General features: G+C 63.1%; 18 protein-coding genes and 1 tRNA gene. 9 read left to right on the forward strand and 10 right to left on the reverse strand.

Translation table 11 applies throughout. The features are described 5' to 3' along the window. Positions 1-455: 455 nt before the first annotated feature. Together ACTHJR_RS12655 and ACTHJR_RS12660 are read right to left on the reverse strand one after the other, a co-directional pair. Positions 456-665, reverse strand: coding sequence for a hypothetical protein (locus tag ACTHJR_RS12655; RefSeq protein ID WP_440523590.1), 210 nt, complete (start codon positions 663-665; stop codon positions 456-458). A 65-nt stretch (positions 666-730) separates the two neighbouring features. Beyond that, entirely contained in the window at positions 731-3,340 is a 2,610-nt protein-coding gene (locus ACTHJR_RS12660) for a hypothetical protein (protein WP_440523591.1), read from the reverse strand. A 209-nt stretch (positions 3,341-3,549) separates the two neighbouring features. Between ACTHJR_RS12660 and ACTHJR_RS12665 the strand changes: the two genes are divergently transcribed. The 3 genes from ACTHJR_RS12665 to ACTHJR_RS12675 are packed head-to-tail and all read left to right on the forward strand — an operon-like array spanning position 3,550 to position 9,733. Further along, positions 3,550-4,767 (forward strand): DUF6361 family protein, encoded by a 1,218-nt coding sequence (locus ACTHJR_RS12665; RefSeq protein WP_440523592.1) that lies wholly within the window; start codon positions 3,550-3,552, stop codon positions 4,765-4,767. Continuing rightward, positions 4,767-6,527, forward strand: coding sequence for a phospholipase D family protein (locus ACTHJR_RS12670; RefSeq protein WP_440523593.1), 1,761 nt, complete (start codon positions 4,767-4,769; stop codon positions 6,525-6,527). Before ACTHJR_RS12665 ends, ACTHJR_RS12670 begins: the two co-directional genes overlap by 1 nt. Continuing rightward, positions 6,524-9,733, forward strand: coding sequence for a helicase-related protein (locus ACTHJR_RS12675; RefSeq protein ID WP_440523594.1), 3,210 nt, complete (start codon positions 6,524-6,526; stop codon positions 9,731-9,733). Before ACTHJR_RS12670 ends, ACTHJR_RS12675 begins: the two co-directional genes overlap by 4 nt. 407 nt (positions 9,734-10,140) lie before the next feature. Here the strand turns inward: ACTHJR_RS12675 and ACTHJR_RS12680 are convergent, their stop codons facing one another. Then, positions 10,141-11,097, reverse strand: a complete 957-nt coding sequence (locus ACTHJR_RS12680; protein ID WP_440523595.1) for a recombinase zinc beta ribbon domain-containing protein — start codon at positions 11,095-11,097, stop codon at positions 10,141-10,143. Positions 11,098-11,251: 154 nt separating this feature from the next. Between ACTHJR_RS12680 and ACTHJR_RS12685 the strand changes: the two genes are divergently transcribed. Next, positions 11,252-12,151 (forward strand): HNH endonuclease, encoded by a 900-nt coding sequence (locus ACTHJR_RS12685; protein ID WP_440523596.1) that lies wholly within the window; start codon positions 11,252-11,254, stop codon positions 12,149-12,151. A gap of 27 nt (positions 12,152-12,178) precedes the next feature. Here ACTHJR_RS12685 and rtcA read toward each other — a convergent pair whose 3' ends face one another. From rtcA to ACTHJR_RS12710, 5 genes are all read right to left on the reverse strand, one after another. Beyond that, positions 12,179-13,204 (reverse strand): RNA 3'-terminal phosphate cyclase, encoded by a 1,026-nt coding sequence (rtcA, locus tag ACTHJR_RS12690; protein ID WP_440523597.1) that lies wholly within the window; start codon positions 13,202-13,204, stop codon positions 12,179-12,181. Continuing rightward, positions 13,201-13,992: a nucleotidyltransferase domain-containing protein gene (locus tag ACTHJR_RS12695; RefSeq protein ID WP_440523598.1), complete on the reverse strand. Its 792-nt coding sequence runs from the start codon at positions 13,990-13,992 to the stop codon at positions 13,201-13,203. Before ACTHJR_RS12695 ends, rtcA begins: the two co-directional genes overlap by 4 nt. Positions 13,993-14,027: 35 nt before the next feature. Further along, positions 14,028-15,254, reverse strand: coding sequence for an RtcB family protein (locus ACTHJR_RS12700; RefSeq protein WP_440523599.1), 1,227 nt, complete (start codon positions 15,252-15,254; stop codon positions 14,028-14,030). Positions 15,255-15,973: 719 nt separating this feature from the next. After that, a complete protein-coding gene (locus tag ACTHJR_RS12705) occupies positions 15,974-17,491 on the reverse strand; it encodes a vWA domain-containing protein (RefSeq protein WP_440523600.1) in 1,518 nt (505 codons plus the stop codon). A 45-nt stretch (positions 17,492-17,536) separates the two neighbouring features. Then, positions 17,537-17,615, reverse strand: a tRNA-Pro gene (locus ACTHJR_RS12710). Positions 17,616-17,856: 241 nt separating this feature from the next. On the opposite strand from ACTHJR_RS12710, the gene rtcR reads away from it, so the two are divergent. Further along, positions 17,857-19,449, forward strand: coding sequence for an RNA repair transcriptional activator RtcR (rtcR, locus tag ACTHJR_RS12715; RefSeq protein WP_440523601.1), 1,593 nt, complete (start codon positions 17,857-17,859; stop codon positions 19,447-19,449). On the opposite strand, the gene ACTHJR_RS12720 is transcribed toward rtcR, so the two are convergent. After that, entirely contained in the window at positions 19,346-19,867 is a 522-nt protein-coding gene (locus tag ACTHJR_RS12720; protein ID WP_440523602.1) for a type IV toxin-antitoxin system AbiEi family antitoxin domain-containing protein, read from the reverse strand. The genes rtcR and ACTHJR_RS12720 overlap by 104 nt on opposite strands. Before the next feature lie 472 nt (positions 19,868-20,339). After that, entirely contained in the window at positions 20,340-21,920 is a 1,581-nt protein-coding gene (locus tag ACTHJR_RS12725; RefSeq protein ID WP_440523603.1) for a Fic family protein, read from the reverse strand. A gap of 512 nt (positions 21,921-22,432) precedes the next feature. Between ACTHJR_RS12725 and ACTHJR_RS12730 the strand changes: the two genes are divergently transcribed. The 4 genes from ACTHJR_RS12730 to ACTHJR_RS12745 all read left to right on the forward strand — a co-directional run bounded on the left by ACTHJR_RS12730 (position 22,433) and on the right by ACTHJR_RS12745 (position 26,734). After that, positions 22,433-23,146: a hypothetical protein gene (locus ACTHJR_RS12730; protein WP_440523604.1), complete on the forward strand. Its 714-nt coding sequence runs from the start codon at positions 22,433-22,435 to the stop codon at positions 23,144-23,146. 253 nt (positions 23,147-23,399) lie between these two features. Next, positions 23,400-24,521 (forward strand): fumarylacetoacetate hydrolase family protein, encoded by a 1,122-nt coding sequence (locus ACTHJR_RS12735; protein ID WP_440523605.1) that lies wholly within the window; start codon positions 23,400-23,402, stop codon positions 24,519-24,521. After that, positions 24,518-25,288 carry an SDR family NAD(P)-dependent oxidoreductase gene (locus tag ACTHJR_RS12740; protein ID WP_440523606.1) on the forward strand — a complete coding sequence of 257 codons (771 nt, stop codon included), beginning with the start codon at positions 24,518-24,520 and terminating at the stop codon, positions 25,286-25,288. Before ACTHJR_RS12735 ends, ACTHJR_RS12740 begins: the two co-directional genes overlap by 4 nt. Positions 25,289-25,330: 42 nt before the next feature. Then, positions 25,331-26,734 (forward strand): sugar porter family MFS transporter, encoded by a 1,404-nt coding sequence (locus ACTHJR_RS12745; RefSeq protein WP_440523607.1) that lies wholly within the window; start codon positions 25,331-25,333, stop codon positions 26,732-26,734.

Here is a 26,734-nt window from a genome sequence, read left to right on the forward strand (position 1 = left end):
ATGGTCGGAGCGATGGCGTAGGCCGTGATGCGGATCCCAAGCGCGGTGCTATAGACAAACCCAAGGTGTAACGCCCTCGATGATTTGGCGTGTTCGACGCAGAAGCCGGATACGCTCTTGAGTGAAAGCTTCCGAAAGTGGCCAGACGCGATTAGCCGATTCCTGCATTAACGCCTCTACAGCTTTCTGTGAATCCGAGCTGACAGCCCGCAGGTAGACCGCAAGGGCGAAAGAAGCGGCAAACAGTGTGAAGACTGCCGGCGTGTTCAGCACTGGCATAGCGTTACCCCCTTTCGAGTCATATTAATGGGCAGGATCACTCGCCACATCATTCCAGTCGAACCACATCGTAACTTAGCGGGCGGTTCCGGATGGCGGTGTCGCACCTTAATTTCTCTCGTTCGGGCTAGGTGCCATCTATCGCAAAAGCCGCCATACGCTTCCCGCCGCTGCTCCTACTTTGAGTTGTGGTCATCCTTCGAAAGCACCCGCACCACATCTCCTTCGCAGAGCGACAGTATCTGTCCGTCGTCGATCGTGATGGGATCCTTGTGTCCGCGGTAGACGACCATGATATGTCCGGGCGCAGCCACGATCGTCGGCCCCGTGTGTACGGCGTCGATGGCCGCCTCGTCGACATGTGGATCTTCGACGTTGAACCTCACGTTCCGCGCCGTCAGAGCGTATTTGAAGTCAGGGCAGCCCGGGCACGAAAGTCCACCTATTTGCATTATTTATCTCCTGCTGGCTTGGCCTTGAGAGCCAAGGGAAGCGTAACGGTCGCAAAACCAGTAGTCTTGGTCCCGATCTTAGCGTTGACCTTGAAAGTGACGTCCTCGCCCGTGAGGTTATTGAGGTTGAGTGTCAGTCGTCCGCTCTTCGGGACGACGACGCCATCGCTGGTGATCGCTAACGCTCCGATGACGCTGTCGGCGGCCGACACGATGTCACCGCCGGTAATCGTAAGTGTGGCCGTCTCCTTGGCGCTCAGGCTACCTACCGTAAGCTGAATTGTTCCCGTTGCTCCATCGTAGATGATCTTCTTCGAGGAGGCCGTTAGCTCGACCTTGGAGACGCCGACCACGTCGGCCGGCTTAGTGATGAGTTGCACGTTCACCGTCTTCACCAAGTTGCCGTCCGCAAGCAGTTTGGGGCACCACTCGCGCTCATTGTCGCAAGCGAAGCTCATCTCGAGCGTGTTGCCGTTCGTCTCCCACTTCTCGCCGTCAGACTTGTAGGAGATCGGCGTCGGGAAGGTCAGGGTGAGCGTCCGGGCAAGGGGATCCAAGATGGAACTGGTGATCGGGACGCCACGGGTTTCGCCGGTTCCGGCGATCTTGAGCTTGAGTGAGCCCTGCACCTTGGCCGACGCCGCGCCCTGGACGCCTAACAGGACGGCGCTCGCGGCACTCGTACCGTTGTCGTTCACGAGCAAGGTCTGATCCGGAACATCGATGTCCACCGGAGCGGGAATGGTGAGCGTACCGCCCTTGATTGGGTTGTCGGCAACATAGCTGCCGATCGACGTCATCAGACTGCGGGCTCGCCTCTCCTCGAACTTCCTTGCGCACGATATCATCAGGGTCAGCGCTTTCGGATCGTTCTCCCTGGCGTTGTCGGCCGGGAAATCCGCAGGCGGCAGGCAACCCATCGCCGCCCTGAGGTAAATGACGCTCGATGAGACCGAAGCCCGGCTGAGCCTCTCGCCCACGAGGGCCTTGTCGGCTGCCTTGAGCGCCGCCCAAGATCTCGCCATATCGGCCGTGAGGAACGGAGCCACTGCCCTGTCGAGAATCTGCGCCCGACGGACTTCGTTCGGCCCCGAAAGGATTCCGCCAGTGCGGGCGTCCCGGAACTCTGTCACCAAGTCGAAGAGCACGGCCGGATCGCTCGCTTTCTTCCTGTTCAGGTATTCCAGCGGGACGAGCACGAGCGCCGCGATGTCGTATGTCTGACCCGTCATAGACGGTTCGCCCGAAGGCTCATTATTGGGCGCGATGCGCATGTAGAGCGTGTTCTGGCTCGAACGCGTCACGGTGAGCGCGCTCGAGAGATCATTACTGAGGATTGCGCTGAGGGACTGCTTCAGGTTGCTTGCGCCGACATTGCCACCGACACCGCTGACCATGAAGTTGAGCGCGAGACCAAGTTGCTGTGCGACTTCAAGCGTCTTCGACTTTAGTGCCACCTGCATATCGTCGGCGGCGATGATCGGCAGGACCATCGGCTCAAGCCGGATGCTGCAGCCCGTCGAAGTGGCAGTTGCGCCTGCATTGGCGGCAGCGCCGGCAGTGGTAGTCGCGGACTTCTGGTCCTCGGCCGGGTTCTTGGCTGTGCTACCGTCTACCGCTTCTGCCTTTCCGGTTCCGCCCGACTCAGCGTTCTTCGGGGCCGGTGGCTCAAGCCACTCGTAGTTGTCGGAGTCGTCGTCAAAGAAGCCGACCCGCGCATGGATCGCGTAAGGCAGGCGAGACCTGTAGGGGATGACCGCGACCTTAAGCTTCACCAAATAGGGGGCGTAACAGCGGCGCAGAGGCGCGTTTATCACCTCGCGATTCATGAGCTGCACCATCTGGTTCAGGTAATAGGCGCCGCGATACTGGACATAGGGATCGATGCCGAGGGCGCCCGATACGTCGCCGCCGGCTGGGAGCGAGGCGCCGCCCGCCGTCGCCATAGAGACCGTCGGGCTAGAGCCCGGCCCCTTGTTGGTGGTGTCCGTTAGTTCGGTCGTGGTGCCATCGGTCCCGGCGGCGGGATCCGAAGCGACCGACTTTTTGGTTAGGACCGAGGTCGACGAGCTGGTCGGCAATCCGATTCCAAGGCTCGCCATGAAAGTATCGAGCATCTGCCGATTAATGCGCTCCGTGGTCGGCACGACCTTCGTCAGTGCTGTATCGCCCGACATCGTGAAGTTAGGTGCGATCGCTGGCGCCGCAGAGCTCCAGGCCTCAACAGACGACTGGGTGATCTCAAGCGACCCAGCCTCGTCCGTACTGGAGACCGTGACCGGTCGATCGTCGGAGAAGGTGGCGCATCCATCAAGCGGAGCGAGGACAAGAGCTAGCAGGCCAGTAGCCACACGGCCGCGATCGAAGAAACTACCGTCGAATCCCATGCAAGCCCCCGCCCCACGAGTCGTTTCATCCGTAGATGGCATACTAGTCGTCGAGGTAAGCGTATTCGAGTCACAATCGTGCTTCTCGGAAATCTCCGGAAACTTATTTGAACCGATTTGGACGGATTTGATGATATTACTTTCGCCGACCAGATCACTATAGGAATAGGTGTCGGGGTACGGTTCGTAGGTTGGTGGTTGTTCAACGGCGCCAGTGCGCACCAATTTGGACCTAGTCTGTCAAATTATCCGCGCTGAAAGCCGCTATTGCTGGGAGGGGCAGTTGGCTGCAATCAGACAGTTCTAGTTTAGCGGCAAAGGCCGTGCGTGCGGCGAGCGTATTCGCATCGCAGCTTGACCAGCGCTAACGCGCAAGCATGTTGCGCCGGCCATGTGCCGGTCCGCGTCGCAGGCGGTTGGGGGTGATTCCGTTGGGCTTCTTCGGTTGGGTCGATCACGACCCGGAGCATGAGCAGTCGGTGCTCCGTGCGATAGGAGCAGCGAGTGGGCAGGACGCGCGCGACGAGCTTGGGCTCGGAACGATCCGCGACACATTCGCCGATCTGCTGTTCCCCGGGACCAGCACGATCCAGCAGCACGCCCGCTATTTTCTGTTCGTCCAGTGGTGCTGCGAACTTGCCGCACAAAAGCGTGACGCCGATGCGATCGGCAGTGAACTACGCAGGCTCGAAACACGCGTAATCAAGCGGCTGTCCGATCTGGGCAGCGGACACAACGTGATCGGCTTCCGTTCGCAGGAAGACTTGGCCCGCATGCCCAGCGAGATTTACTGGAACGGCCTCCAGGTGCTCGGCATCAGAAAGATCCCGGGCAACCGGTGGCGCTGGGCGCGAGTGGTAGCATCGCGCCGCGACCGGGCGCGGTTGGAAGCGCGATGGGAAGGCGAAGACGTGACCGACAGCTACGGTTTCGATCGCGACCGGCCGTGCCCGCCGCCCGGCTTTCCCGAGGTCGATCGTCTAGACTTCTCGCTGACATCAAAGGAAGCCGAGTATCTCCGCACTCACCTGAGCAAGGCCTGTGTCGATCGCGACGGGGTCGGCCTGCCATATAACGCGTTCCCCACCTTTCTGGCTTACCGGCGCAAGGTAGATACGGACTCGGCCTGGAACCATCCGCGGGCATCGCGTCTGCCCGAAAAGGCGCGGGAACTCCTGAAGCTGGCAGCAGCCTTTTCCCGGACGATGTACGGCGCGACCTTGCTCTACAATCTGCGTGTCGCCGAGTTGAAGATCGACGACGGCGAGCCGGCCGGCACGAGAAAGCCTTACGCCGGCGCGCTGCTTGACTGGCAGAAGGGCTTCCTGCGCGCCGATGCGGAGATCGTTCTCGAGCAGCTGCCCCGGTTGAAAAGCCTTGGCGCTATCGTTCACCACTCGATCGACTCGCGGGTGACCGAATTCGTGCAGAGTTGGGCCAGTCTGTGCCTGTCGGAGCGCGATCTCGGGCGTTCGCACGCTGCCATCGAAGCAGTGGCTCAGCGCGAGATTTGCCTAAAGCGAGCGAAGGGCACATCGCGCATCCTCTTCAGCAAGCAGCGCGAAAAATGGCGTGGCCAGTCGGGTGGCCAGATCGACTATCGCTGGCCGCTGGTCAGCAGATACCTGAATGAGCTCGCGGTACGCTGATGCTCGCCTCCCAGGGCCGCTGCTCGATCTACGACATACTCTGCCCGCCTGGCGGACACAGCTTCGATGCGCTTGTCGTCTGCACGTACTCCGCGGCTCTGGACACCGTCCTGTCCTTGCCTGGCGCAATCGTCACCGACCTGCTCGGCACACGCAAGGACGGCAAACAGCAGTTCGGACCCTCGGACTTGGCCGCTCTGAAGGGGATCTGCGACCGGACGATGGTGTTCTGTCAGGCCGGGGGGATTCACGCCGCATCAATGCTCCCGCCGGCGATCATTGAAGTCGAGCCAATGGTCTACGAGGTCGTGGCGCCGAATGGAGGGGCGTTTCACCCCAAGCTCTGGGTGATGCGGTTCATTGATGAAAAGGAGCGATCGACGGTGCGCGTTGCCGTTCTCAGCCGCAACCTGACTGGCGACAGGTCGTGGGACATCGGCCTGGTGGCAGAGGGCCGCCCTGGCGCGGTCAGCACGGAGTGTGAGGTGTCCTTACTTTTGCGCAAGCTGCCGGGGCTGGGCCGCCGCACAGTGGCGGCGTCACACCTCGCAATTCTCGAAGAACTTGCTGAGCAGGCCGCGAGGGTGGCGTGGCGCATGCCGGGCCACCTCGGCAAACCGCGGTTTCAGGCGATTGGCATACGCGCGGACGATCAGTGGAAGCAGCCGCCGAGCGACCGCCTCCTGCTCCTTTCACCCTTCCTGGCCGCGAGCGCTCTTGGCGACCTTACCAAGGACAGCAAGGATGCGATGGCGATCATATCGAGACCCGACGCAATAGATCGCTGCTGGCCCGAGGTATCGAAGCAATTCAGACGCATCATGGTGCTGGATCCGCCCGCCGAGGGCGGGAGTTCGTCCGCAGCACTACATGGCAAGGCTTTGATCTGGGAGCGTGGTGCGCGCGTCTTCGCCGCGGTCGGGTCGATGAACGCTACGAGATCTGCAACTGCGGGGCTCAACGTTGAGTTCATGGTCTCGTTCGATTGCACCGCGGAGGTGGGAGCGGAGGGTATCGATCACCTCCTCGGCCACAAGTCACTTGGAGCGGTGGCTCAGGATTACGCTCCCGCCGACCCGTCGGCGGCGCTGACAAAGCCGTTTGACGACCGGCGTGCGAAAAAAGTGCTCACCGAGGCAGACCTAAAGCTTTTCTGTGAGCGCGAGGCCGACGGGTGGAGAGTATCGCTGGTTCCGGGGGGTCCGCTTGGGCCAGATGTCAGGAAGCACCTGCCCAGCCTCCGGTTCAGGCTCGCTACCATGGCTTCAAACCGCGGCGCTCTCTGCGGCGATCGGCTGGCGAGAGGTGAATCCGTTGCCCTGCCCGGGATGGTCGAGCTCAAGCAGATCACCGGCTTCGTCACGTTCGAGGCTGGCAGCGAGGATCGCGCGGTCGCATTCTGTCTCAATATTCCGGTTGAAGGCATCGACGCGGCAGAGCGCAGTGCGGCAGTCGTCCGAGATCTGCTCCCCGATCGTGCGGGGTTCTACGATTTCGTTCGCGGAATGCTCGGTGACCTCGCCGGACGCGGCGGCGATGGCGGCGGTGGCGAGTGGGAAGGCGCGGGGCCGGGCTGGTCCTCCGGGCCGCGGCCGGGGCTGCTCGAGCTACTGGTCCGGACCGCGGCCGATGACCCGGAGACGCTGTCGTCGATCCGCCGCACGCTCGATGCGTTAGAGCCTGGAAGGCTTGAAGCTATCGCGCCTGCAGGGTTCATGCGGCTCTGGGCACAACTCCATGCCGCGATGGCACCCCTATGAGCGGCCCCGCTCCCTTCCAGCAGCGCACCGCCGAAATAGTCATTAGGCGTTTCTGGAAAGACCGCACGCCTGCCCGACGATTTCTCGTCGCTGATGAAGTGGGGCTGGGCAAGACGGTGGTGGCGAAGCGAGTGGTTGAGGAAGCACTGGAACGCGCAGGCCGCCGGCATGTCGACATTGTCTACCTCTGTTCGAGCCAGCCCGTTGCCAGCCAGAACCTTAAACGGCTGAGGGCCGATGGCGCACCAGGAAGGCCCCAGGCGACGCGCCTGACGCTACTGGCCACCGAGAAACGCGAGGCAGGTGTCCGATATCTCGCGCTAACCCCAACGACGTCGTTCAATGTCACGGCGAGCTCGGGCAGCGTCGATGAGCGCGCGCTGATCTATCGTGCCCTCCGGCCGCACTTCCGTGGCAACGGGCTCACGCTGCTTCTTCAGCAGGTAAGCGAAGCGACCTGGGACGATCGCATCGGGCGGCTGAAGAAGGAGAAGCCGCAACAGTCCATCATCAGCGCCTTTGCCCGCCGTGTCCTGTCGGACGATCTGCTCGCCACGGATCTGCGTGACGCAATCATGCAAGCGCGCACGCTGGAAGACGTGAATGATCCGAAGGAGAGGCGGAAGCTGCGGCGATCCCGGAATTCGATGGTGGGACGGCTCAGAAAGGAACTGGCGGATTGCAGCGCCGCGACGCTCGCCGGAGGCGGCCTCGTGATCGTCGACGAGTTCCAGAAGTTCGCTCACCTGCTGGACCGGCGGCGGATCGACACGGATCACGCAGTCCGGCTTGCCGCAACGCTCCTCGGTGAAGAGGTGCCCGATCGCCGGGTCCTGCTGCTCTCGGCAACCCCGTACCGCTTGCCAGGACGGCAGAGTGATCCCACGGAAAAGTCCTACGACGACTTTGTGGGCCTGATGCGCTTTCTTGGTGGTGACAAACAGGCGGACTTGCTGGCTGCAGCCCTCGACGCTTTTGACTATGCTCTACGCGCACCGCAGCCGGACGGCTCTGCCGTCATGGCGGCACGTGACCGGGCGCAGTCGCTGCTGCGGCGCGTGATGAGCCGGACCGAGAGGACGCAGTCGAGCGGATTGCAGGATGCCATGGTCATCCCTGATGTGCGCGTGCTCGAGCCTCAGGATGGTGACCTTGCGGGGGCGTTGGCAACGCGCCGACTTTCCTCGCTTCTGAACACGCGCGATGGCCTCGATTACTGGAAGTCGGCCCCGTACTTCCTCGAGTTCATGCGGGACTATCAGTTCCGGACTGCCGCGGTTGCAGCCGTCGCCGCCGCTGCTGAGGCGGTTTCCGATGCCCGGGAAGTGCGGGCCAACGGCCGGACCGTCGGACGCGAGGGCACAGCAGGTGGTCTGCTGCTCGATCACGCCAGCGTCCGCGCCATGGAAAAGCTCGAGCCGGCGTCTGCGCGCATGCGGGACCTTGTCCAACGAGCGTTACCACCGGGAGCGGAGCGGCTGTTGTGGGTGCCGCCGGCGCTTCCCTATGTGACACCCGGCGGCGCGTTCGCCGCAGCGCCGAAATCGCTGAAGCATCTGGTATTCACCGAGTGGCGAGTGGCACCCGATGCCATCTCCGCGATCGCCTCGTACGAAGCAGAGCGGCGGCTCGCCGCCGACTTCAGGATGATGCGTGGGAGGCGCCGCCGAGCCGGCAAGCGGGCGGCCGGGCAAAACCATGCCGCATTTGGCAAGCTCGGTGACATGCTCCGTCTTGGCAGGTCCCGGCAGGGTCATCGCGATCCTACAGCGGCGATGGCGGCCTTGTCCCTGCTGCTGCCGTCCAGCGAGCTGGCGGACATTGGCGATCCATTGCAGCTTGCGCTCCGATCCGTGCGGGCGCTCGGAAAGCGCGAGGCGATTAACGCGACGAAAGCATCGATCAATCAGAAGCTAGACAAACTCCCGCGAGGCAGTGGCCGGGTCGACCAGCGGTGGTATTGGGCTGCCCCGATCCTGCTCGACGACAAGGGTGCACTGAACACCTGGCTCAGCGGCGATTACCCCAATGATGCGGAATTTGGCGTTGTCGCCGCCGCGGTCCGGAAAATACTGGATAACCCCGGCACGCTCGGTGCCAGGCCGAGGGATCTGGCGAGCGTTCTCGCCCGCCTTTCCCTCGCTTCTCCGGGAAATTGTGCTTACCGGGCAGTGCGAAGAACGCTGGGGGTCGGTCTGCCAGAGACCGCTTTAAGGGCGGCAGCGTTCAGGATCGCGCGAGGCTTTCAGGGGCTCTTCAACCACGGCGACGCAGCTGCAGCGGTGCAGCTTGAACACCCCGGCCGCAGCCTCCCCTACTGGCGCCAGGTTATCGAATACTGCATTGATGGCAACCTGCAGGCGCTCCTCGACGAGCATCTCCATTTCGAGGCCGACGGGCTTGCACAGTTTGATGAAAAACCGGCCAAGAAGGCAGCTCAGGCGGCAGATGCTGTGTACAACGCCTTGTCGATCCGGCGGGCTTCGATCGAGGTAAATGGTCTTGATCGCCGCGGGCGAGGCCGAAGCCGCGCCGGGACAATCACGTTACGCTGCCGGCACGCCTTGCGCTTTGCTGAGATCAAGGAGGCCGACGGAGCAGTCAGCCGTCTTGACGCGGTTCGTAACGCGTTCAACTCGCCATTTCGGCCGTTCGTGCTGGCTTCAACCGCGGTCGGCCAGGAAGGCCTCGACTTTCATCCGTGGTGCCATGCCGTGGTGCACTGGAACCTCCCGCGTTCACCGGTTGAACTAGAACAGCGAGAGGGCCGCGTTCATCGCTACAAGGGGCACGCCGTGCGACTTAACGTCGCGTCTGCGACCGGTTTGGCTGCCATCGCGGAAACGACCCTCGCCCACGCCTCTAACGAGGCAGAGAGCGATCCCTGGAAGGTGATGTTCGCTGCTGCTTCACGGATCGCGAAAGATGATCCGCTGGCGCCTTACTGGGTATTTCTACCGGACAGTCAATCTGTCCAGATTCAACGTATCATCCCGATGCTGGCATGCAGCCGCGAGGACGAGGACTGGCCCCGGCTCAAGGACAGGCTCGCGACCTATCGCTTGGTTATGGGCATGCCGCGGCATGAGGATCTGCTGGAACGGCTCGAGCGCAACGGCGTCACGTCGGAGCAGGCCCAGAAGTGGCGCATCGATCTGTCACCGTTCGCGCGACGACAAAATCGACGGGTAATCCCAGCTGGATGAAAGTTGAGTCTCGTCAGAACCTAACCAACTTTCGCTTTCGAATTCTAACGAATCGAAAGCGGACAGGCGCCTGAAGGTCCATTTTCTACCCTCGAATTCTGGGTGCAGCTCCTCGGTCTGAGCGAATGACTGCTCAAACCTTCGGCCGTCGATCTATTGCCAGGCGTGCCGTTCGGTCTTCGCGATAAATCCGTTCTGCACCGACCCACTTGTCGGCGGATCAACAGGCGAGACCCAGTCATGCCCGCCGCGCGAAACGCCATAGAATTAATTGACACATTGCGGGATCGATCGTAATATATGTCGGACTCGATCCTGTATCAGCCTATTTAGATCGGGCCATATATTGGAAATTGCTTTTCAAGCAGTTATAGAATTGTTGAATTGGTTTAGAGACTTATTTAAACTTATCGAGTTCTCTTCTGGCACCACTCCCGGTCAAAGATGGGCACCGGGTCCGTCAGCGGCTCGTCGATTTCGGCTAGCGTTTTCTCGACGGCTGATTTGGAGCCGAAGATACGGATCTCGTCGGCTGACACCTCGACCCGTTCGACGAACAACCGGACATAGGCCGAGCGGAACGTGGGATCGCCATTCCACAGCGCTTGCCTCATCTTCTCGCCGAAGCTGGCAATCATCTCTTTGGTGATCCGCTTCTTCGGACCAGAGAGCTGGCGCTCAAGGTTGCGGACGTCCGCCTCCAGCACACTCTTCCGCGCTCGATTATGTGCCATGCGCTCGACGAACAAAGGCTCGTCGGGTCGCATTGCGCCACTCTCGATTGCGAGCAGCAGGTTCGTGATGGCCTTCGAAACGCCGGTCAGCTCGCTCTTGGCCAAGGCGAGATCCTTTCGGCGGCGCTTGTCAGTGTCCGCTGATCGGTCGAGTAGATGGCCAAGAAGCGCTGTAAGGTGATCCCTCGCGAAGACGCGTTCGCCGAGCACGTCGATAACGACGGCGTCGAGCTTTTCCCGCCGGATCGAAGGTAGATCGCACGCGTCGGCGCCCTGCTTCACCCGCGCGCTGCAGTTGTAGTAGTGGTAGCGACCACTCTTACCCGTGCGATAGGTGAGCCCGGCTCCACAGCCAGGCTGCGCGCAACGTGCGATTTCGGCGGGAAGCATGGTGACCCCACTCACCACCCGCGGGGCAGTCACTTTGGGAGAGCGCTTCGCCCGAAGCGCGGCGACCTCCAGAAACTCCTCATCGGAAACGATCACAGGGCACGGCACGGTGATCCACTGGTCCTCTGGCAGGGGCTCCTTGAACTCGTTCTGCTTTCCATCGAGATAGTAGCCGACATAGTGCGTCCGACTGAGGATGCCTGCCGTGTTCGAATTGTTGAAGCGCCCGTGTACGTCCATCAACGTCCGCGGTCGTCTAGATGGTCCGCGCATCGTGGCTCTACAAAACGCGGATCAATCTCACGTTGCCTCGTAGGGCTCGCGCATTTGCGCGGCTCGGACCACGACAATCAGATTTCGTTTCGCCGCCACGGGCTAATGGTTATCAAAACGCATGGCTTTCGGCGTGTTCATCCATCGATCTGATTCGATCTACGACGACACGCCAGCCGAACGATACCAGTTTCCCCGACAGTATCTGGAACGTGCTCGAGCCTGCGTTGGGGACTGGATCGTCTACTACGAGCCCCGCAAGGTGCTCGGCACGAAGGGCTACTACGCGGTCGCCATGGTCGAGCGTGTTATTCCCGATCCATCGGCGCCCGGTATGTACCTCGCGCTGATCCAGCCCAGGAGTTATCTGGATTTCGCGAACCCAGTCCCATTCGCCGATGAGAACGGCCCGATTGAACGCGGGGTTCTGAACGATGTGGGACGTATATCCGGGCGCGCGCAAGCCGCCGTACGAGAGCTGTCACCAAGCGACTTCAACCGGATCGTCGAGGCCGGCCTCGCCGATGAAAATCCGCTGCTACCGCGAACCGGTGCCGTGACTATCGATCACTCACTGCGCGAAGAGCGTACACCCTTCGTTCTCGATGAGGCGCGCGAGCGGGTTGCTGCGCTCGTATCGCGGGTCGTTCGTGACCGCGTCTTCCGGCGAATTGTCCTGCGCGCCTATGATGAACGCTGCGCCGTCACGGGTCTGAAGCTCATCAACGGTGGTGGAAGGGCAGAAGTCGAGGCAGCACACATTCGATCCGTTGAGGCAAACGGCCCTGACATCGTAAGCAATGGCCTTGCACTGTCCGGAACCGCCCATTGGATGTTCGATCGCGGGCTGATTGGGCTCGACGACAACCTCCATATCCTGGTGTCGCGACAGGCGAACGATCAGGACAGCATCCGCGGCGTCATCAACAAGAGCGGACGCCTGTTGATACCGCCGCGAGAAGCCGATCGCCCTCATCAGCAATTCGTCAGATGGCACCGGGAGCACTGCTTCAAACACTGAAGCTGTGTTCCCCGTGCGCCACGCTAATTACCGTGCGCCGGCTTTGCGAACGAGATGGCAGCCGTTCGGCTGCTGCTCGAACACCCAGCGCTGGCCGGTGAATCGCTCGATCACGTCGCGCGCGGTCAGCGAATGCTGGCTCGGCTTCACCGTCGTGAAGCTGCCGCCGCCGGCGATGGCGAAAGGCAGCAACAACTGATCGGCCAGATAGGGGCCGGCAAAGGCATCGCTCGCCAGATAGCCAGCCATCCGGTGCGCCGAGGTTTTGGCGAGTGACTCCGCCGAGACGCCGAGCTTGCCGAAGCCACTGACCACTTCGGTAACGTGCTCGAACGCCGCCTCCAGTAGGAGGATCGTGCCAGGACCTTGCTCGGCCGGCAGCTCACGGACGACGAACGCCTCCTCCGGCCATTCGGGCAGGAATTTCCGCGCCGTCTTGATTTCGCGATCGGCGATATCGAAGGGCAGGCCGGCAAACACCGCCGTCCCGGACCGCGAAAGCAAGGCGCCACGCTCGAGGCAATCGATCCGCGCGAGGGGAGCAGGAGTAATATCCACTTCGATCCGTCCACCGCCTCGAGGGTAGAAGCCGTGGCGCACCAGACGCGCGGAGACGCGCGGCCCCATTCGCTCGATGATCGGCACGAAGCTCTTCGCGATGAAGTCGAATGGCGGCGCTAGCATGTTATGCGTGCCGCCCTCGAGCACCAGCCGCGACGGGGCACCTGCCAGCACCAGCGGCAGCAGCACCGTCTGAAATACGAGGCCGGTGCTGCCCGCAGTGCCCACGGCGAAATGATATTCGCCAGGCTGTACACGGCCCGGCACGAATGTGATCTCCGACGACCCGACCGTCAGTCCGTCGCATTGGGCGCCGCCAAGCCGGCACGCGGCTTCGATCGCGGTCACATGCTGGCGCATCAACCCCGGCTTCGAGCGCTTGCCGCGCACATTGGTAATGCGAAACGGCTGGCCAGTGACGAGCGACAGCGCGCACGCATTGCGTACGACCTGCCCGCCACCTTCGCCTTCCGATCCATCGATCTCGATCATGTGTTCACCAATTCCAGGAACAGCGTGTTCGCGCGGTCGACGAAGCGATCGCGCAACTTGCGTATCGGCAGTTCGCCCGCCCGTCCGATTTCGTCGCGGATCAACGCGTCGATCTCGGGCAGCCGGGTGCCATTGGCACGCTCGTTGGTGCGTGCCTTTGCTTCGACCAGCCCCTCGATCTGCTCGACCAGCCCGGCAGGCAGATCACTGACAGTGATCAGCGCTTGCAGATTCATGGGCGGGCGCGCCTCGGGGCGGAGCCGCACCGCGCGGATCGCCAGCGCAGGACGTAGCGCGTAGAAATACTTCTTCACTGGCACGTCGTCATTGCCGTCGAGCCAACGTTCCGCCGCCTGCTTGCCCGAACGGGCGTAGTGGTAGGCGATGGCGCGCGGGTTGAGCAGGTCATCGGCGAGGTTGCCCAACTTCGCCACAAAGGGATCGTCCGGCCGGTAACGGATCGGCGATTCGATCCATTCGCTGACCACCGCATTCGACTTGAGCAGCAAACCGAGCGCTTTGCGGATATCCCAGCCATTCAGGTCGATCTCGTCCTCGATCGGGGTCTCGATTACGTCGCGGCCGGATACCAGCGAAAGATACCAGTCGCGCGGACGCAGATAAAGGAAGCGCACGTCAAAATCGCTGTCGGGCGACGGGAAACCCCAGGCGCGGGAGCCGGACTCAACCGCCATCAGCACGCGCACGCCGTGCGAGGCCTCGATTGCGGCGAGCCGGCTCTCGACCTCCTGCCGGACGGCAAAGGGAATAGGGTCAGCGGCGGTCATCGTCAGTCCAAAAGATCGGCGTGTACGCCAAGGGGCTATCCCTTGACGCACACCACCTGCTTCAACGTGTGGACGATCTCGACCAGGTCCGCCTGCGCGGCCATGACGGCCTCGATCGGCTTGTAGGCCTTGGGCGTCTCATCGATCACGCCTTCGTCCTTACGACACTCGACGCCCGCCGTGTCGGCGATGTGCTCGTCGAGCGTCACCAGCTTCTTGGCGGCAGTCCGGCTCATCACCCGACCGGCGCCATGCGAGCAACTGTCGAACGACTCCGGGTTGCCCAGCCCGCGCACGATGAACGACTTGGCACCCATCGAACCCGGGATAATGCCCATCACACCCTTGGCGGCGCGCACGGCGCCCTTGCGGGTGACCAGGACATTCTGGCCGAAATGGTTCTCACGCTGGACGTAGTTATGGTGGCAATTGACCGCCTCCATTTCCGCGTCGAACGGCGTTGCAATCTGGCTCCGGAGCGCGCGGATGACGTTGGTCATCATCATGCGCCGGTTAAGCGCCGCGTAGTCCTGCGCCCAGCCTACCGCCTCGACATAATCGTCGAAATGGTCGGTCCCTTCCGGGAAGTAGGCAAGGTCTTCGTCAGGCAGGTTGATGTACCACTTGCGCATGTCCTGCTTGGCCAGCTCGATGAAGAAGCTGCCGATCGCATTGCCTACGCCGCGCGAGCCCGAGTGTAGCATAACCCACACCCGCTGCTCCTCATCGAGGCAAAGCTCGATGAAGTGGTTGCCGGTGCCCAGCGTCCCCAGATGCACGAGGTTGTTCGTGTTCTTAAGCCGCGGATGCTTCTCACAAATCCGCTCGAAGCGATGCGCGAGCGTCGCCCAGGCCTCGACGATTGCCGGAGGCGGATCGCCCCACGAGCCATTGTCGCGCTTGCCACGACCAACGACGCGCCCGTGCGGCACCGCCTGCTCGATCGCCGAGCGGATGGCTTCCAGATTGTCGGGCAGGTCGTTCGCCATCAGCGAGGTGCGCGCCGCCATCATGCCGCAGCCGATGTCGACGCCGACCGCCGCCGGAATCACCGCGCCCTTGGTCGAGATCACCGAACCCACGGTCGCACCGATGCCGACATGGACGTCGGGCATGGCAGCGACATGCTTGAACACGAACGGCATCTGCGCCGCGCGCATGAGCTGCGCCCGCGCGCCGTCCTCGACCGACACGCCGCGCGTCCACATCTTGATCGGCACACCGCCTTCGACGTGCTGGTAATCGAACATTGCTTCGGTCATCGCGACCTCCCTTGCTTCATCATGGTGCCGGCGACGAAACGTGGCGAGACCTTTCCCTGAGCTATCCGGTTTCCCGGAGGCGGAGTTGGACCGCCGACCTCCTACCTTGCGGCAGGCGCTCTGACCTGTAGTCCCGCCGGCATTCGCCGACTTTCGTTGTGGTGCTGGCGACGAGGGTAGGTGAGACATCCCGGATCACTCCGGGGCGGATTCGAACCGCTCGGCCTTTCGGCCTTTCCCGATGTAGTCTCACCGGCATTCGCCAGCTTCAATTCGGTTCGTGACGACCAGGTGTTTGACAGACGTTCCTGCTCTACCAACTGAGCTACGGGTCCATGGCAGACCCGGCGGGGCTCGAACCCGCGCCACGGCGATTACAAGTCGATGTAGTCCATCAGGCATTCGTCACGATAATCTCGGCCACAGCGACAAGGTGTTCGTGAAACAGCTTCATGCTCTATCCAACTGAGCTACGAGCTTGCGCCCGGGCGGAGTCGAACCGCCGACCCTGAAGTCCGATGTAGTTCCACTGGCATTCGCCGTGATGATAGTCGGGTCGTGGCGACAAGGAGCGGCGAGACGGCGGTCCTTAAGCTACGTTCCGGCGGCGGGATTCGAACCCGCATCTCCCGTCCGGCCTTGCAGCTTTCCGGGCGCTTTACTCGTCGGACCTGTCTGTGGAGGATGTAGTCCCACCAGCATTCGCCACGACCCAATTCCTATACTTCAACCTCATTGATGATCTCGACCCAGTCCCGCGTCTCGCCCGTGGCGAAGCGCGCGATCGTGTCGAATACGGCGTCGGAAAAACCCCCGACATTCAGGATCCCCGCCCGGCTCTGCGCCTGCGTGGTCCCGTACGGCTGGATGTCGACGCAGACGAGCTTCGCCCCCGGATTGCGGGTTTTCAGCTTGTTCCACTCCTGCATCGTGGCCGTCGAGCCGCGCCGGCTGGCATCGACCCAGGACTCGTTGTCCGAGACGATGACCACCAGATCGACCTTCGCACGTTCCGCGTTCAGCATCGCCAGCGGTGCCGAGACATTGGTCCCGCCACCCCCGACCGCCGCCAGCTTCGCCGCATTCACGGCGACCCGGGCATTGGCCTCAAGCTTCAGCTTCACGACCGCCTGTTCGAACGGCAGCACGCGCGCCTCACGGTTGGTCCGCAACATTGCCGCCGCGACCAAAGCCGCAACATCGATGCAGCGTACCTTCGACGAAGCGCCCTTGCGGTAACCCGTCGCCGGCGAGCTCATCGACCCCGATACGTCAGGGCAGACGACAATCCGGCCCGGCACCGAAGGCACCCGCACGAGCGACTGCTCGAGCGCATCCTCCAGCGCCGCCTGCACCTTGAGCGGCACACCGTCGCCGGCCTGACCCAATGCTACCATCAACTGGTAGGGCATCGGCCGGACCTTCGCGATCGCGTTCGCATCGGCCAGCCGTGCGGCCACTGCCTCGGTAACTCCCGCCACGTCGAACGCGCCCTTACGGGCCAACGTGTTGAGGTTCATCCGCAGCGCCTGCCACCCGATCCGCGTCGACAGCCCCGCCCAATCCTCCGCGGTCAGCGGAAAGGCGGTGAGCCACTCGAACGGCACCGGCGGCAGCGGGAGCGACCGATCAGCCTTCCACGCCTCGAACGCGGCGATCTCGGCGGACAAAGCGGAGACGTCGTAGGGACGCCCGATCAGCCAGCCATAGAAGGCCTTGCGCGCCGCATCGGCGGGCTTGGGGTGAACCATGCGGACCACGTCCGCCAGGCTCGGATCCTTGCCCGTCGCCGCCGCCATCAGCTGCGGCATCGACGCCTGCTCCAGCCAGCGCTGGACCAGCCGCTTCGGCCGCGAGCCGAGCGACGTCCGCCCGACCTGGCCCGAACGCATGATCTGCACAAAATTGCGCAGCATGCGGCCGTTGTCGATCACGCGGTCGAACACCGGGACCGCAAGGTCAGGGTCGGCAACCGTGAGGTATGCGGCGAGCAACGCCGGCATGTCCTTCATCGCTCCCGACTTGCGGGCGTAGATCGCGGCCTGCGCCACGAAATACGGATCGACCGCCTTGGCTGCTTCCAGCACGCCGGCAAGCTGCGTCTCCGCAACGCCATAGAAATTATCGGCCAGCGTGCCGGTCGCCGCGAGCTGGGCGAGCTTCGCTTCCGGCCCATAGGCATAGGCCGGCGCGCCTTCGCAGTTCACGGTGTCGGTACGCGGCAGCAACTTGGCCACGGCCGAAGCAAAAAGTCCCTTGTTGGCCATCGTCCAACCTCCAACTGGTCAGGGCGGCAGGATTTGAACCTGCGGCCTCCCGCTCCCAAGGCGGGCGCTCTCACGCAGACTGAGCTACGCCCTGTGAATTCCTTGGGGCGGCCGGCCCATTCCGACCGCCCCGGCTCCGCTGTGTCGGAAGAGTAATCCGCCTCGACCGACGTCAGAACTAGAGCAGGAGGCGTGCCAACTCGCCGCATGGCGGATCGAAAAATTTCAACTCACTGATTTTACGATAATATTTTTGCTATTTGCATGTTTGCCGCAGTTCACGTGAAGGGACGATTTATATCGATCCTGATAAGGTTTTATTCTAATGTATAAGGATGAAGCCGCTCACCGTTATCGGATTCCTGGGCTCGACGCTGGATGCGAGCAAGTTCGGCCCGTCCCGCTGGAACAAGTGGCGCCCGACCGTCGGGCTGACTATGCACGAGGATTTGCGGGTCGATCGGCTGGTAATGCTTCATGGCACGCCGCACCGCCGTCTTGCCGAATATGTCGCCGAAGACATCGCTTCGGTGTCGCCCGAAACCAGTGTGGAAATGCGCCTGCTCGATTTCCGCGATCCATGGGACTTCGAGGAAGTGTACGGCAAGCTGCTCGATTTCGCCCGGGCCGAACCGTTCGATCCCGAGGCCGAGGATTATCTGATCCACATCACCCCCGGCACGCACGTCGCGCAGATCTGCCTCTTCCTGCTGACCGAGGCGCGTTATCTGCCGGGCAAACTGCTCCAGACCCAACCCGAACGCGGGACCGCCAATCCGGCTGGCATTTGGAACACGATCGACCTCGACCTGTCGCGCTACGACAGCATCGCCACGCGTTTTGCGGCGGCGAGCGCCGAGAGCACCTCGTTTCTCAAATCCGGCATCGATACGCGCAATGCCGCCTTCAACCGGATGATCGACGAGATCGAGCGCGTCGCGCTTCGATCCAAGGCACCCATTCTGCTCATGGGGCCGACGGGCGCGGGCAAGAGCCTGCTCGCGCGCCGCATCTATGAGCTCAAAAAGCTCAAGCATCAGGTCGTCGGGCCTTTCGTCGAGGTAAATTGCGCGACACTCAAGGGCGACAGCGCGATGTCGGCGCTATTCGGCCATCGCAAGGGCGCGTTCACCGGCGCGGTCGCCGACCGGCCGGGATTGCTGCGCTCGGCCGACAAGGGGACGCTGTTTCTCGACGAGATCGGCGAGCTTGGCCTCGACGAGCAGGCGATGATCCTGCGTGCGATCGAGGACAAGCGCTTCCTGCCCGTCGGCGCGGACAAGGAGGCTGCGAGCGACTTCCAGCTGATCGCCGGCACCAACCGTGACTTGGGCGAGGCGGTCGCCGCAGGCGCGTTCCGCGATGACCTCTATGCGCGACTCAACCTCTGGACGTTCCGTCTGCCGGGGCTCGCTGATCGGCAAGAAGATATCGAGCCCAATCTCGATTATGAGTTGGACCGCTTCGCCGAGCGCGAAGGAGAACGGGCCAGCTTCAACAAGGAAGCCCGCCAGCGCTACCTCGCCTTCGCTACATCTGCTGAAGCGACATGGCCGGGCAATTTCCGCGACCTCGCCGCCAGTATCACCCGCATGGCGACGCTCAGCCCCAAGGGCCGCATCGATCTCGAGTGCGTCGATGCGGAAATTGGGCGCCTGCGCCGACTCTGGTCAGGCCAGGTGGACAATGGTGCCGGCATCCTCACGGATGTGCTCGACGAGCAGGCGATCGTCGAGATGGACTTGTTCGATCGCGTTCAGCTTGCCGAGGCGCTTCGGGTCTGCCGCGCCAGCCGCTCGTTGTCAGAGGCGGGGCGAACCCTGTTTAATGCATCACGCGCCCGACGCAGCAGCTCCAACGATGCCGATCGTCTGCGCAAATATCTCGCGCGCTTTGGACTGGACTGGGGAGCGGTAAAGGTAGGCTGACGAAGCGCACGATCCGCAGTGGCGGATAGGATTGCACTGGCGACCAATCGCTCGCGCCGGTCGCCATCCATATCCGTCTCGGCATTTGATCGGTCAGGCCGTGAAAGGCTAGGGCCGAGGTCAGGGCAATGACGCCCTTGGGAACCCGGATCGCAGCTTCAGCCAGTATTTGGTGCTCCTCAATCTCTGAGTCGCGCCGCTGATACAGGCCACGCGAGATGCGCTCGAGTGCACCTTCCTCGACCGCCCGCGCTATCGTTTGCGGACCGATACCGGCAGCACGCAGATCTCCCGCGCGCCTCATTGTATGCGCGGTAAATAGACTGCGAAGCTTTGTCCGTTGCGAGATAGGGCTCGAGGCCAGGTGACGAATCCTCTGATGGATTGCATCTTTATCAGAGGTTTTGTCACAGGTCATCCGGTTGCAGTGAGGGCATCGCGACGCACTGCCCGCTCAGCTTGAACCCTCCTAAACAGGCGCAATCAGGACACGAACCAGATTCAGACCGGTCCCACGCATCAGCGTCTCCTTTGTCAGAGATATGTATACGCGTTTCTGACAAAATAGGGGCGGGTCGGCTGAGGGCTCAGTCTTTTCGTGCAAAGGGTCCAATTACTGCGTGCCCGGACGCTGTGGGCTTTGAGATTTTCGCGCATCTGAGATGCGAGAAACTTTGCCGTGACGACACGAAATTGACGGAGGCCAATAAGCCCAGGCCGGCGTCTGACTGAGATCGAAATTCACCATCACTCCCGATATACACCAATGCGACAACGGTGGCCGTCTCGGTGCGGACCGGTCTGCCTCGAAGCATTGAAATTCATGCTCGGAATATACCTGTGGTATAATGCGAGTGCATATTTCGAAGCGCTATGACCGGCTTCGGCAATCACGCTTTCGGAAGCCGGGCGACAGTTTCCCCCCTCAGTTCGCGGTCCAGCAATTGCGCCAGGAACTCCGTGAAGGGGCGAATGTCCTGCCGACCGCTGGCCTCTTCAAGCGCCGCCATGTAATCGGCACGCTGCTGGACTGGCACGACCGTCCACGGATAGCCGCCGGCCGCGAGCATGACGTTCATCAAGAAGCGGCCGGTTCTTCCATTCCCGTCCATATAGGGATGGATGTAGACGAAGATGAAGTGGCCGAGGACGACGCGGACCGCAGGCTCGGTTTCCTCGCTCAGCAATTCGAAGAACACCGGCATCGCGTCGCGGACAGCATCGCAGTTGAGCGGTACATGCATCGAGCCACGCAGATAGACCTGACCGTTGCGGTATCCGGCGAGATCGCTCGCGCTGATCAATCCTGCGGTAACACTCGGCGTGAACATCTCGCGATACCAATCGCCGTGCTCCTCGTCGGCGACGAGGCCGGGGTTCTCGCCGGCCAGGACGCGATTCAGGCTTTTGAGAACAGCTTGATAGGCGAGCCAATAGCCGCGTGCGGCTAGTCCATCCTTATATTCGCGATCCTGCTCATCGGCTTCCGGATTCCACGTGCCGCTGCGGACGCGCTCGATCAGTTCCGGGCTGACGCGATAGCCTTCGATCGATAGCGAGTGATAGGCGTCGGTGACGTAGCTGTCCTGCACGCGCTTGAGATAGGCGCCGATATCGGCGGGGCGGCCCGGCGGCGGTGGGAATCGCTCAAGGACTGCTACGCGCATCTCCTGCCACATCAGGCGTATCCGGCCCGCATAGGGAGAGCGCTCACGCGCCGGGAGGAGAGTCTCTAGCTTTGTCGCGAACGGATCCTGCTCGCGCACGGTATAGCCTGCCGACCGCATCGCCTTCAAAATGTCGTCAGCAATGCGTTCGCGCCCGATGTTGCGGAAGGCGCCGGCCAAACGACCGGCGATCGCGCTGTGGCCTCCTTGGAGCAATCGTCCCAGCAATTCGGACGCGTCCCGCACGGTCGCCAAGGCTGCTCGGGCGTCGATTGCATTGTTTTCGTAGAGACCGGGCGCACTCGCAATGAGCGCAGCGGGAATCGAGAAGAGGCGCAACCCGTCCTGCACCGCGACCTCTTCGGGCGCCGGAATTGCCGCCCGAACGTCGAACAAGGAAGTACCCAAGGGCAGTACCGTCGGCTTATTGCCGCCTTTCGGCGTGCGCACGAGGAGCTGCTTGGGAACCGTACGATTCCCCGTTTGCAGGGCGATCGAAAGTTCGGGGGAGAGGGACCAGTCTTCACCGAAGCGTTCGTTCAGATAGGCGCTGCAGAAGCCCCAATAGGAGGTATACCAGGCCGTGCTTCCGCCAGCGCCCGCATCAGGCCGTGCGGGGATATACCAGCCCTTCATGACTTCCTGCAGGAAGCCGTGCTTTATGAGCAGCTCACGCTGGGACCGGCTGAAATCGTCACTGCGTATGGCGACGAGGTTGCGGTCCTGGAGTGTGCGGAGCACGTCGAGCGCGTCCGCGAGCTTTTGCTGGGGAGTGGCCACCACGTCCGCCTCAATGATGCGCAACCATTAGGTTTTCGTGTCGCGCGGTTATTAGGTTTTTGCGCTGTCGCACTTTTAGGTTATTGTGGCGAGCGAAAATTAGGTTTTTGTGTTGGATGGTCGAATCCTGCTATCCGAGACATCCGTCGAAGCGACCAAGTACGCGCTCAACTGTCCGAAATTTGTAGACGTATTTCGGACAAAGCTCCAACCAGCCCAATGCCTCAGAGGACTCGAACCGCCCCCATCCATTCACGTCCAGCCTTTTCCACGAATCAAGATCGTGCTATTAGTGCCTTTGGCGAGTTCGCAAGTCTATGATTTGATTGCGAAATCAACCGCTTAGCTGCCCAGCGATCAAGCTCTTCTGGCACCATTTCCCGATCAGAACTCAGCGACACGTCAGCGACATCACCCGCTCCCTGGCCATCGCCAGACCGGAGTCGCTTTCCCACACCCGCTCCCCTATGATGGTTAACGCCGGCCCCGTCCACGCGGGGCCGGCGCTGTCGACGCGACGGAGACAGGGGGCAAGGATGCGCGACTACGATCTGGTCGTCGTCGGGGAAGGGCTGGCGCCGTGCCTGGTGTCGCTCGCGATCCTTGCCGACCGGCCGGATGCACGGCTGGCGCAGGTGTCGACCGATAGCGAGACCGCCGGCGACCAGCTCGAGCTGGTGCTGCCCGAGCGGCTGACTCGCTCGATGGCCGAGTTGCTCGCGCCGGCGGTGACGCTCGAATGGCCGCTGTGCCTGATGCGGGCGCGAGAACAGACGATCGTCGTCGAGGAACGCGTCTGGCTGATCGATCCGATCCAGATCTGGCTCGAGATGAGCGATCGCCTCGATGCCGACGCGCTGCACGCCGGCTGCGACGACCTCGCGATCGAGAACGGGAGGGTAACCTGGCGCGGCGGCGCGATCGTCGCGGAGGAAATCGTCGACTTGCGCCACCTGGGCGGGCCGCGCCGGCAGAGCGAGATCGTCGAAGCCGGCGTGTTCGCCGAACTGCCCTATCCGGTGCTGGCCGATTTCGACGGAGGCGCGGGGCATTGGCTCTATCTGCAATATGTCCCGCTCGGGTCCGGCCGCGCGCTGATCAATCGCGTCGGCGAGGCACGGCCTGGCGACGCGGGCGCGTTCCCGCCCGCGCTCATGCCGGTCGACGAATTGCCGACCGTCGCTGCGATCACCCGATTGGGCGCAATCTGCGCCGCGCGCCGCCTGGCCGACGCTCCCTTGCCCGCCTAGAGCGATTTCGAAGCGGATGGAATCACCCGCTAGCCAGGAAATCGCGCCGAGCTAAAAAACCTGGAGCGGTTGGTCCGATGCGATTGGACCGTGAACCGCTCTAGCGGGACACCACTGCCGACCGCGACAGGACTCGATTCCTCGGCCCTCTCCACCCAAAACCGACACTCCACCGCGTCGTCCGACTTGACAGGAGGGCGCGATCGCACGATGGTAGCGCTATCACAACAACACGCGCAAAGGCGTTGAGGGGATGACGATGGGGGCCGATTGGAGCGCGATGCTGCCGGCGGACTGGCAGACCGGGTGCTTCGTCGGGCGGGCGATGACCGGCGACGGGCCGTCGCCGCTGCTGATCGCCGACGGCATCGCCCATGACATGGCGGCGGCGGCGCCGACCGTGTCCGCGTTGATCGCCGCGGGCATCACCGCGCCCGACGGAGGCACGCCGCTGGGGCCGCTCGACCAGCTCGACCTTCCGATCCTTTCCCCCATCGACCTGCAATGCGTGAAGGCGTGCGGCGTGACCTTCGGCCTGTCGGCGGTCGAGCGGGTGATCGAAGAGCGCGCGCGGGGCGACGCCCGTGTCGCCGCGGACATCCGCGCGCGGCTGGAGGAACGCGTCGGCGGGTCGATCCGCCGCGTGGTGCCGGGCTCGGCCGATGCCGCCGCGCTCAAGGCCGCGCTGATCGACGACGGCCTGTGGTCGCAATATCTCGAGGTCGCGATCGGCCCCGATGCCGAGGTGTTCACCAAGGCGCCGGTGCTGGCGACGGTCGGGCCGGGCGCCGACATCGGCATCCGATCCGATTCGACCTGGAACAATCCCGAGCCGGAGATCGTGCTGATCGTCGATCCCGCCGGCCGGATCGCCGGCGCGACCTTGGGCAACGACGTCAATCTGCGCGATTTCGAGGGGCGCTCGGCGCTACTGCTGGGCAAGGCCAAGGACAATAATGCGTCCTGCTCGCTGGGGCCGCTGATCCGCTTGTTCGACGACGGTTTCACGCTGGACGACGTCCGCGCGGCGGAGGTCGAGCTGACCATCGAGGGGCCGGAAGGCTACCGGCTCGAGGGGCGCAGCGCGATGGACCAGATCAGCCGCGATCCCACCGAACTCGTCCGCCAGACATTGAGCGAGCACGACTATCCCGACGGTTTCGCCCTGTTCCTGGGCACGTTGTTCGCGCCGATCCAGGATCGCGACGAGCCGGGGCGCGGCTTTACCCACAAGATCGGCGATCGCGTGACCATCGCGACGCCGCGGCTCGGGCGGTTGGTCAATCGCGTCATCACATCGAAGGAAGCTGACCCTTGGACCTACGGAATCGGATCGCTGATGCGCAACCTGGCGAAACGGGGGCTGCTGGCGTGACGGCCGATCCGCAACGCGCGCGCTATCCCAGCCTGGCCGGGCGGCGCGTGATCGTCACCGGCGGCGGCAGCGGAATCGGCGCCGGGCTGGTCGAGGGCTTCGTCGCCCAGGGCGCGCGCGTGGTCTTTTGCGATATCGACGTGGCGGCGAGCGAGGCCCTGGCGGACCGGCTTTCCGGCGCGGCGGCGCCTCCGCTCTTCCTGCAATGCGACTTGCGCGATCTCGACGCGCTCGGGGCGATGATGGAAGAAGCTGAAGGCGCGCTCGGCGGCATCGACGTGCTGGTCAACAACGCGGCCAATGACGACCGCCATGCGATCGCGGACGTCACCCCGGATTATTGGGACGAGCGGATCGCGGTCAACCTGCGCCATCAATTCTTCGCGGCGCAGGCGGCGGTGCCGGCGATGCGCCAGGCGGGCGGCGGCGTGATCCTCAATTTCGGGTCGATCAGCTGGCATTTGGGCCTGCGCGACCTCGTCCTCTACCAGACCGCGAAAGCGGCGATCGAGGGGATGACCCGCTCGCTCGCGCGCGATCTCGGCCGCGACAATATCCGCGTCAACGCGATCGTCCCCGGCAACGTGCAGACGCCGCGCCAGCTGCAATGGTATTCGCCCGAAGGCGAGGCGGAGATCGTCGCCGGCCAGTGCCTCGACGCGCGCGTCCAGCCCGCCGATGTCGCCGCGCTGGTGCTGTTCCTCGCTTCCGACGACGCGCGGATGTGTACCGGCCACGAATATTTCGTCGACGCGGGCTGGCGTTAGCCGCCGCCCCGCGGAACAAGAAGAACGATCGCAGGAGGGAGCATGACCAAGGCAGCGGACGGGCCCAGCCTGGGATTCGTCATCCTGATCGTCGCGGTGGCGACGATCGGCGGGTTCATGTTCGGCTATGATTCGGGAGTCATCAACGGCACCCAGGACGGGCTGGAACATGCGTTCGGCCTGTCCAAACTGGGCACCGGGCTCAACGTCGGCGCGATCCTGATCGGCTGCGCGGTCGGCGCGTTCCTGGCCGGCCGGCTCGCCGACCTGATCGGGCGGCGGACGGTGATGCTAATCGCCGCCTTGTTGTTCATCGCCAGTGCGCTGGCGGCGGGCGCCGCCTCCTCCTCTGCCTTCTTCATCCTCGCGCGCATCGTCGGCGGGCTGGGCGTCGGCGCGGCGAGCGTGCTGTCGCCGGTCTATATCAGCGAGGTCACGCCGGCGGCGATCCGCGGGCGGCTGTCGACCATCCAGCAGATCATGATCATCACCGGGCTGACCGGCGCGTTCGTCGCCAATTACGTGCTGGCGCACACCGCCGGCGGGTCGCTCGGCATCCTGTGGTTCGGCTATCCCGCCTGGCGCTGGATGTTCTGGATGCAGGTCATCCCGGCGGGCATCTATTTCCTGGCGCTGCTGGCGATCCCCGAAAGCCCGCGCTTCCTGGTGGTCAAGGGCCGCGAGGAGCAGGCGTCGGGCGTGCTTGCGCGGCTGCTCGGCGCGAGCGAGGCGCGCCGCAAGGTCGGCGAGATCCGCGCCAGCCTCGTCGCCGACCACCGTCCGCGCCTGTCCGACCTGATCGACAAGGCCAGCGGCAAGGTCCGTCCGATCGTCTGGGCGGGCATCGGGCTCGCGGTGTTCCAGCAGCTCGTCGGGATCAACATCGTCTTCTATTACGGCGCGGTGCTGTGGCAGTCGGTCGGGTTCAGCGAGAACGACGCGTTGCTCATCAACATCCTGTCGGGCAGCGTCTCGATCCTGGCGTGCATCGCCACCGTGTTCCTGATCGACCGGATCGGGCGCAAGCCGCTGCTGCTGATCGGTTCGGCCGGCATGGCGGTGACGCTGGCAGTGGTGGCGGGATGCTTCTCGATCGCTGCCCTGGTCGACGGCACGCTCAAGCTCTCCGACCAGACCGGCACGGTCGCGCTGGTCGCGGCCAATCTCTACGTCATCTTCTTCAACCTGAGCTGGGGCCCGGTGATGTGGGTCATGCTGGGCGAGATGTTCCCCAACCAGATCCGAGGATCGGGGCTGGCGGTGTCGGGCTTTGCGCAATGGATCGCCAATTTCGGCATCTCGGTCAGCTTTCCGGCGCTCGCCGCCGGGGTCGGGTTGACCGCGACCTACGGCTTCTACGCGCTGGCCGCGTTCGTCTCGTTCTTCTTCGTCCGCGCGCTAGTCCATGAAACGCGCGGGCGCGAGCTCGAGGACATGGTCGGCTGA

This window comes from Sphingomonas sp., assembly GCF_051962185.1.
In the GTDB taxonomy this organism is placed as follows: domain Bacteria; phylum Pseudomonadota; class Alphaproteobacteria; order Sphingomonadales; family Sphingomonadaceae; genus Sphingomonas.

Coding starts and splice junctions, on each gene's coding strand:
- ACTHJR_RS12670 (WP_440523593.1), top strand. CDS start 4,767: ATGCTCGCCTCCCAGGGCCGCTGCTCGATCTACGACATACTCTGCCCG.
- ACTHJR_RS12675 (WP_440523594.1), top strand. CDS start 6,524: ATGAGCGGCCCCGCTCCCTTCCAGCAGCGCACCGCCGAAATAGTCATT.
- ACTHJR_RS12680 (WP_440523595.1), bottom strand. CDS start 11,097: ATGGACGTACACGGGCGCTTCAACAATTCGAACACGGCAGGCATCCTC.
- ACTHJR_RS12685 (WP_440523596.1), top strand. CDS start 11,252: ATGGCTTTCGGCGTGTTCATCCATCGATCTGATTCGATCTACGACGAC.
- rtcA (WP_440523597.1), bottom strand. CDS start 13,204: ATGATCGAGATCGATGGATCGGAAGGCGAAGGTGGCGGGCAGGTCGTA.
- ACTHJR_RS12695 (WP_440523598.1), bottom strand. CDS start 13,992: ATGACCGCCGCTGACCCTATTCCCTTTGCCGTCCGGCAGGAGGTCGAG.
- ACTHJR_RS12700 (WP_440523599.1), bottom strand. CDS start 15,254: ATGACCGAAGCAATGTTCGATTACCAGCACGTCGAAGGCGGTGTGCCG.
- rtcR (WP_440523601.1), top strand. CDS start 17,857: ATGAAGCCGCTCACCGTTATCGGATTCCTGGGCTCGACGCTGGATGCG.
- ACTHJR_RS12720 (WP_440523602.1), bottom strand. CDS start 19,867: ATGACCTGTGACAAAACCTCTGATAAAGATGCAATCCATCAGAGGATT.
- ACTHJR_RS12730 (WP_440523604.1), top strand. CDS start 22,433: ATGCGCGACTACGATCTGGTCGTCGTCGGGGAAGGGCTGGCGCCGTGC.
- ACTHJR_RS12735 (WP_440523605.1), top strand. CDS start 23,400: ATGACGATGGGGGCCGATTGGAGCGCGATGCTGCCGGCGGACTGGCAG.
- ACTHJR_RS12745 (WP_440523607.1), top strand. CDS start 25,331: ATGACCAAGGCAGCGGACGGGCCCAGCCTGGGATTCGTCATCCTGATC.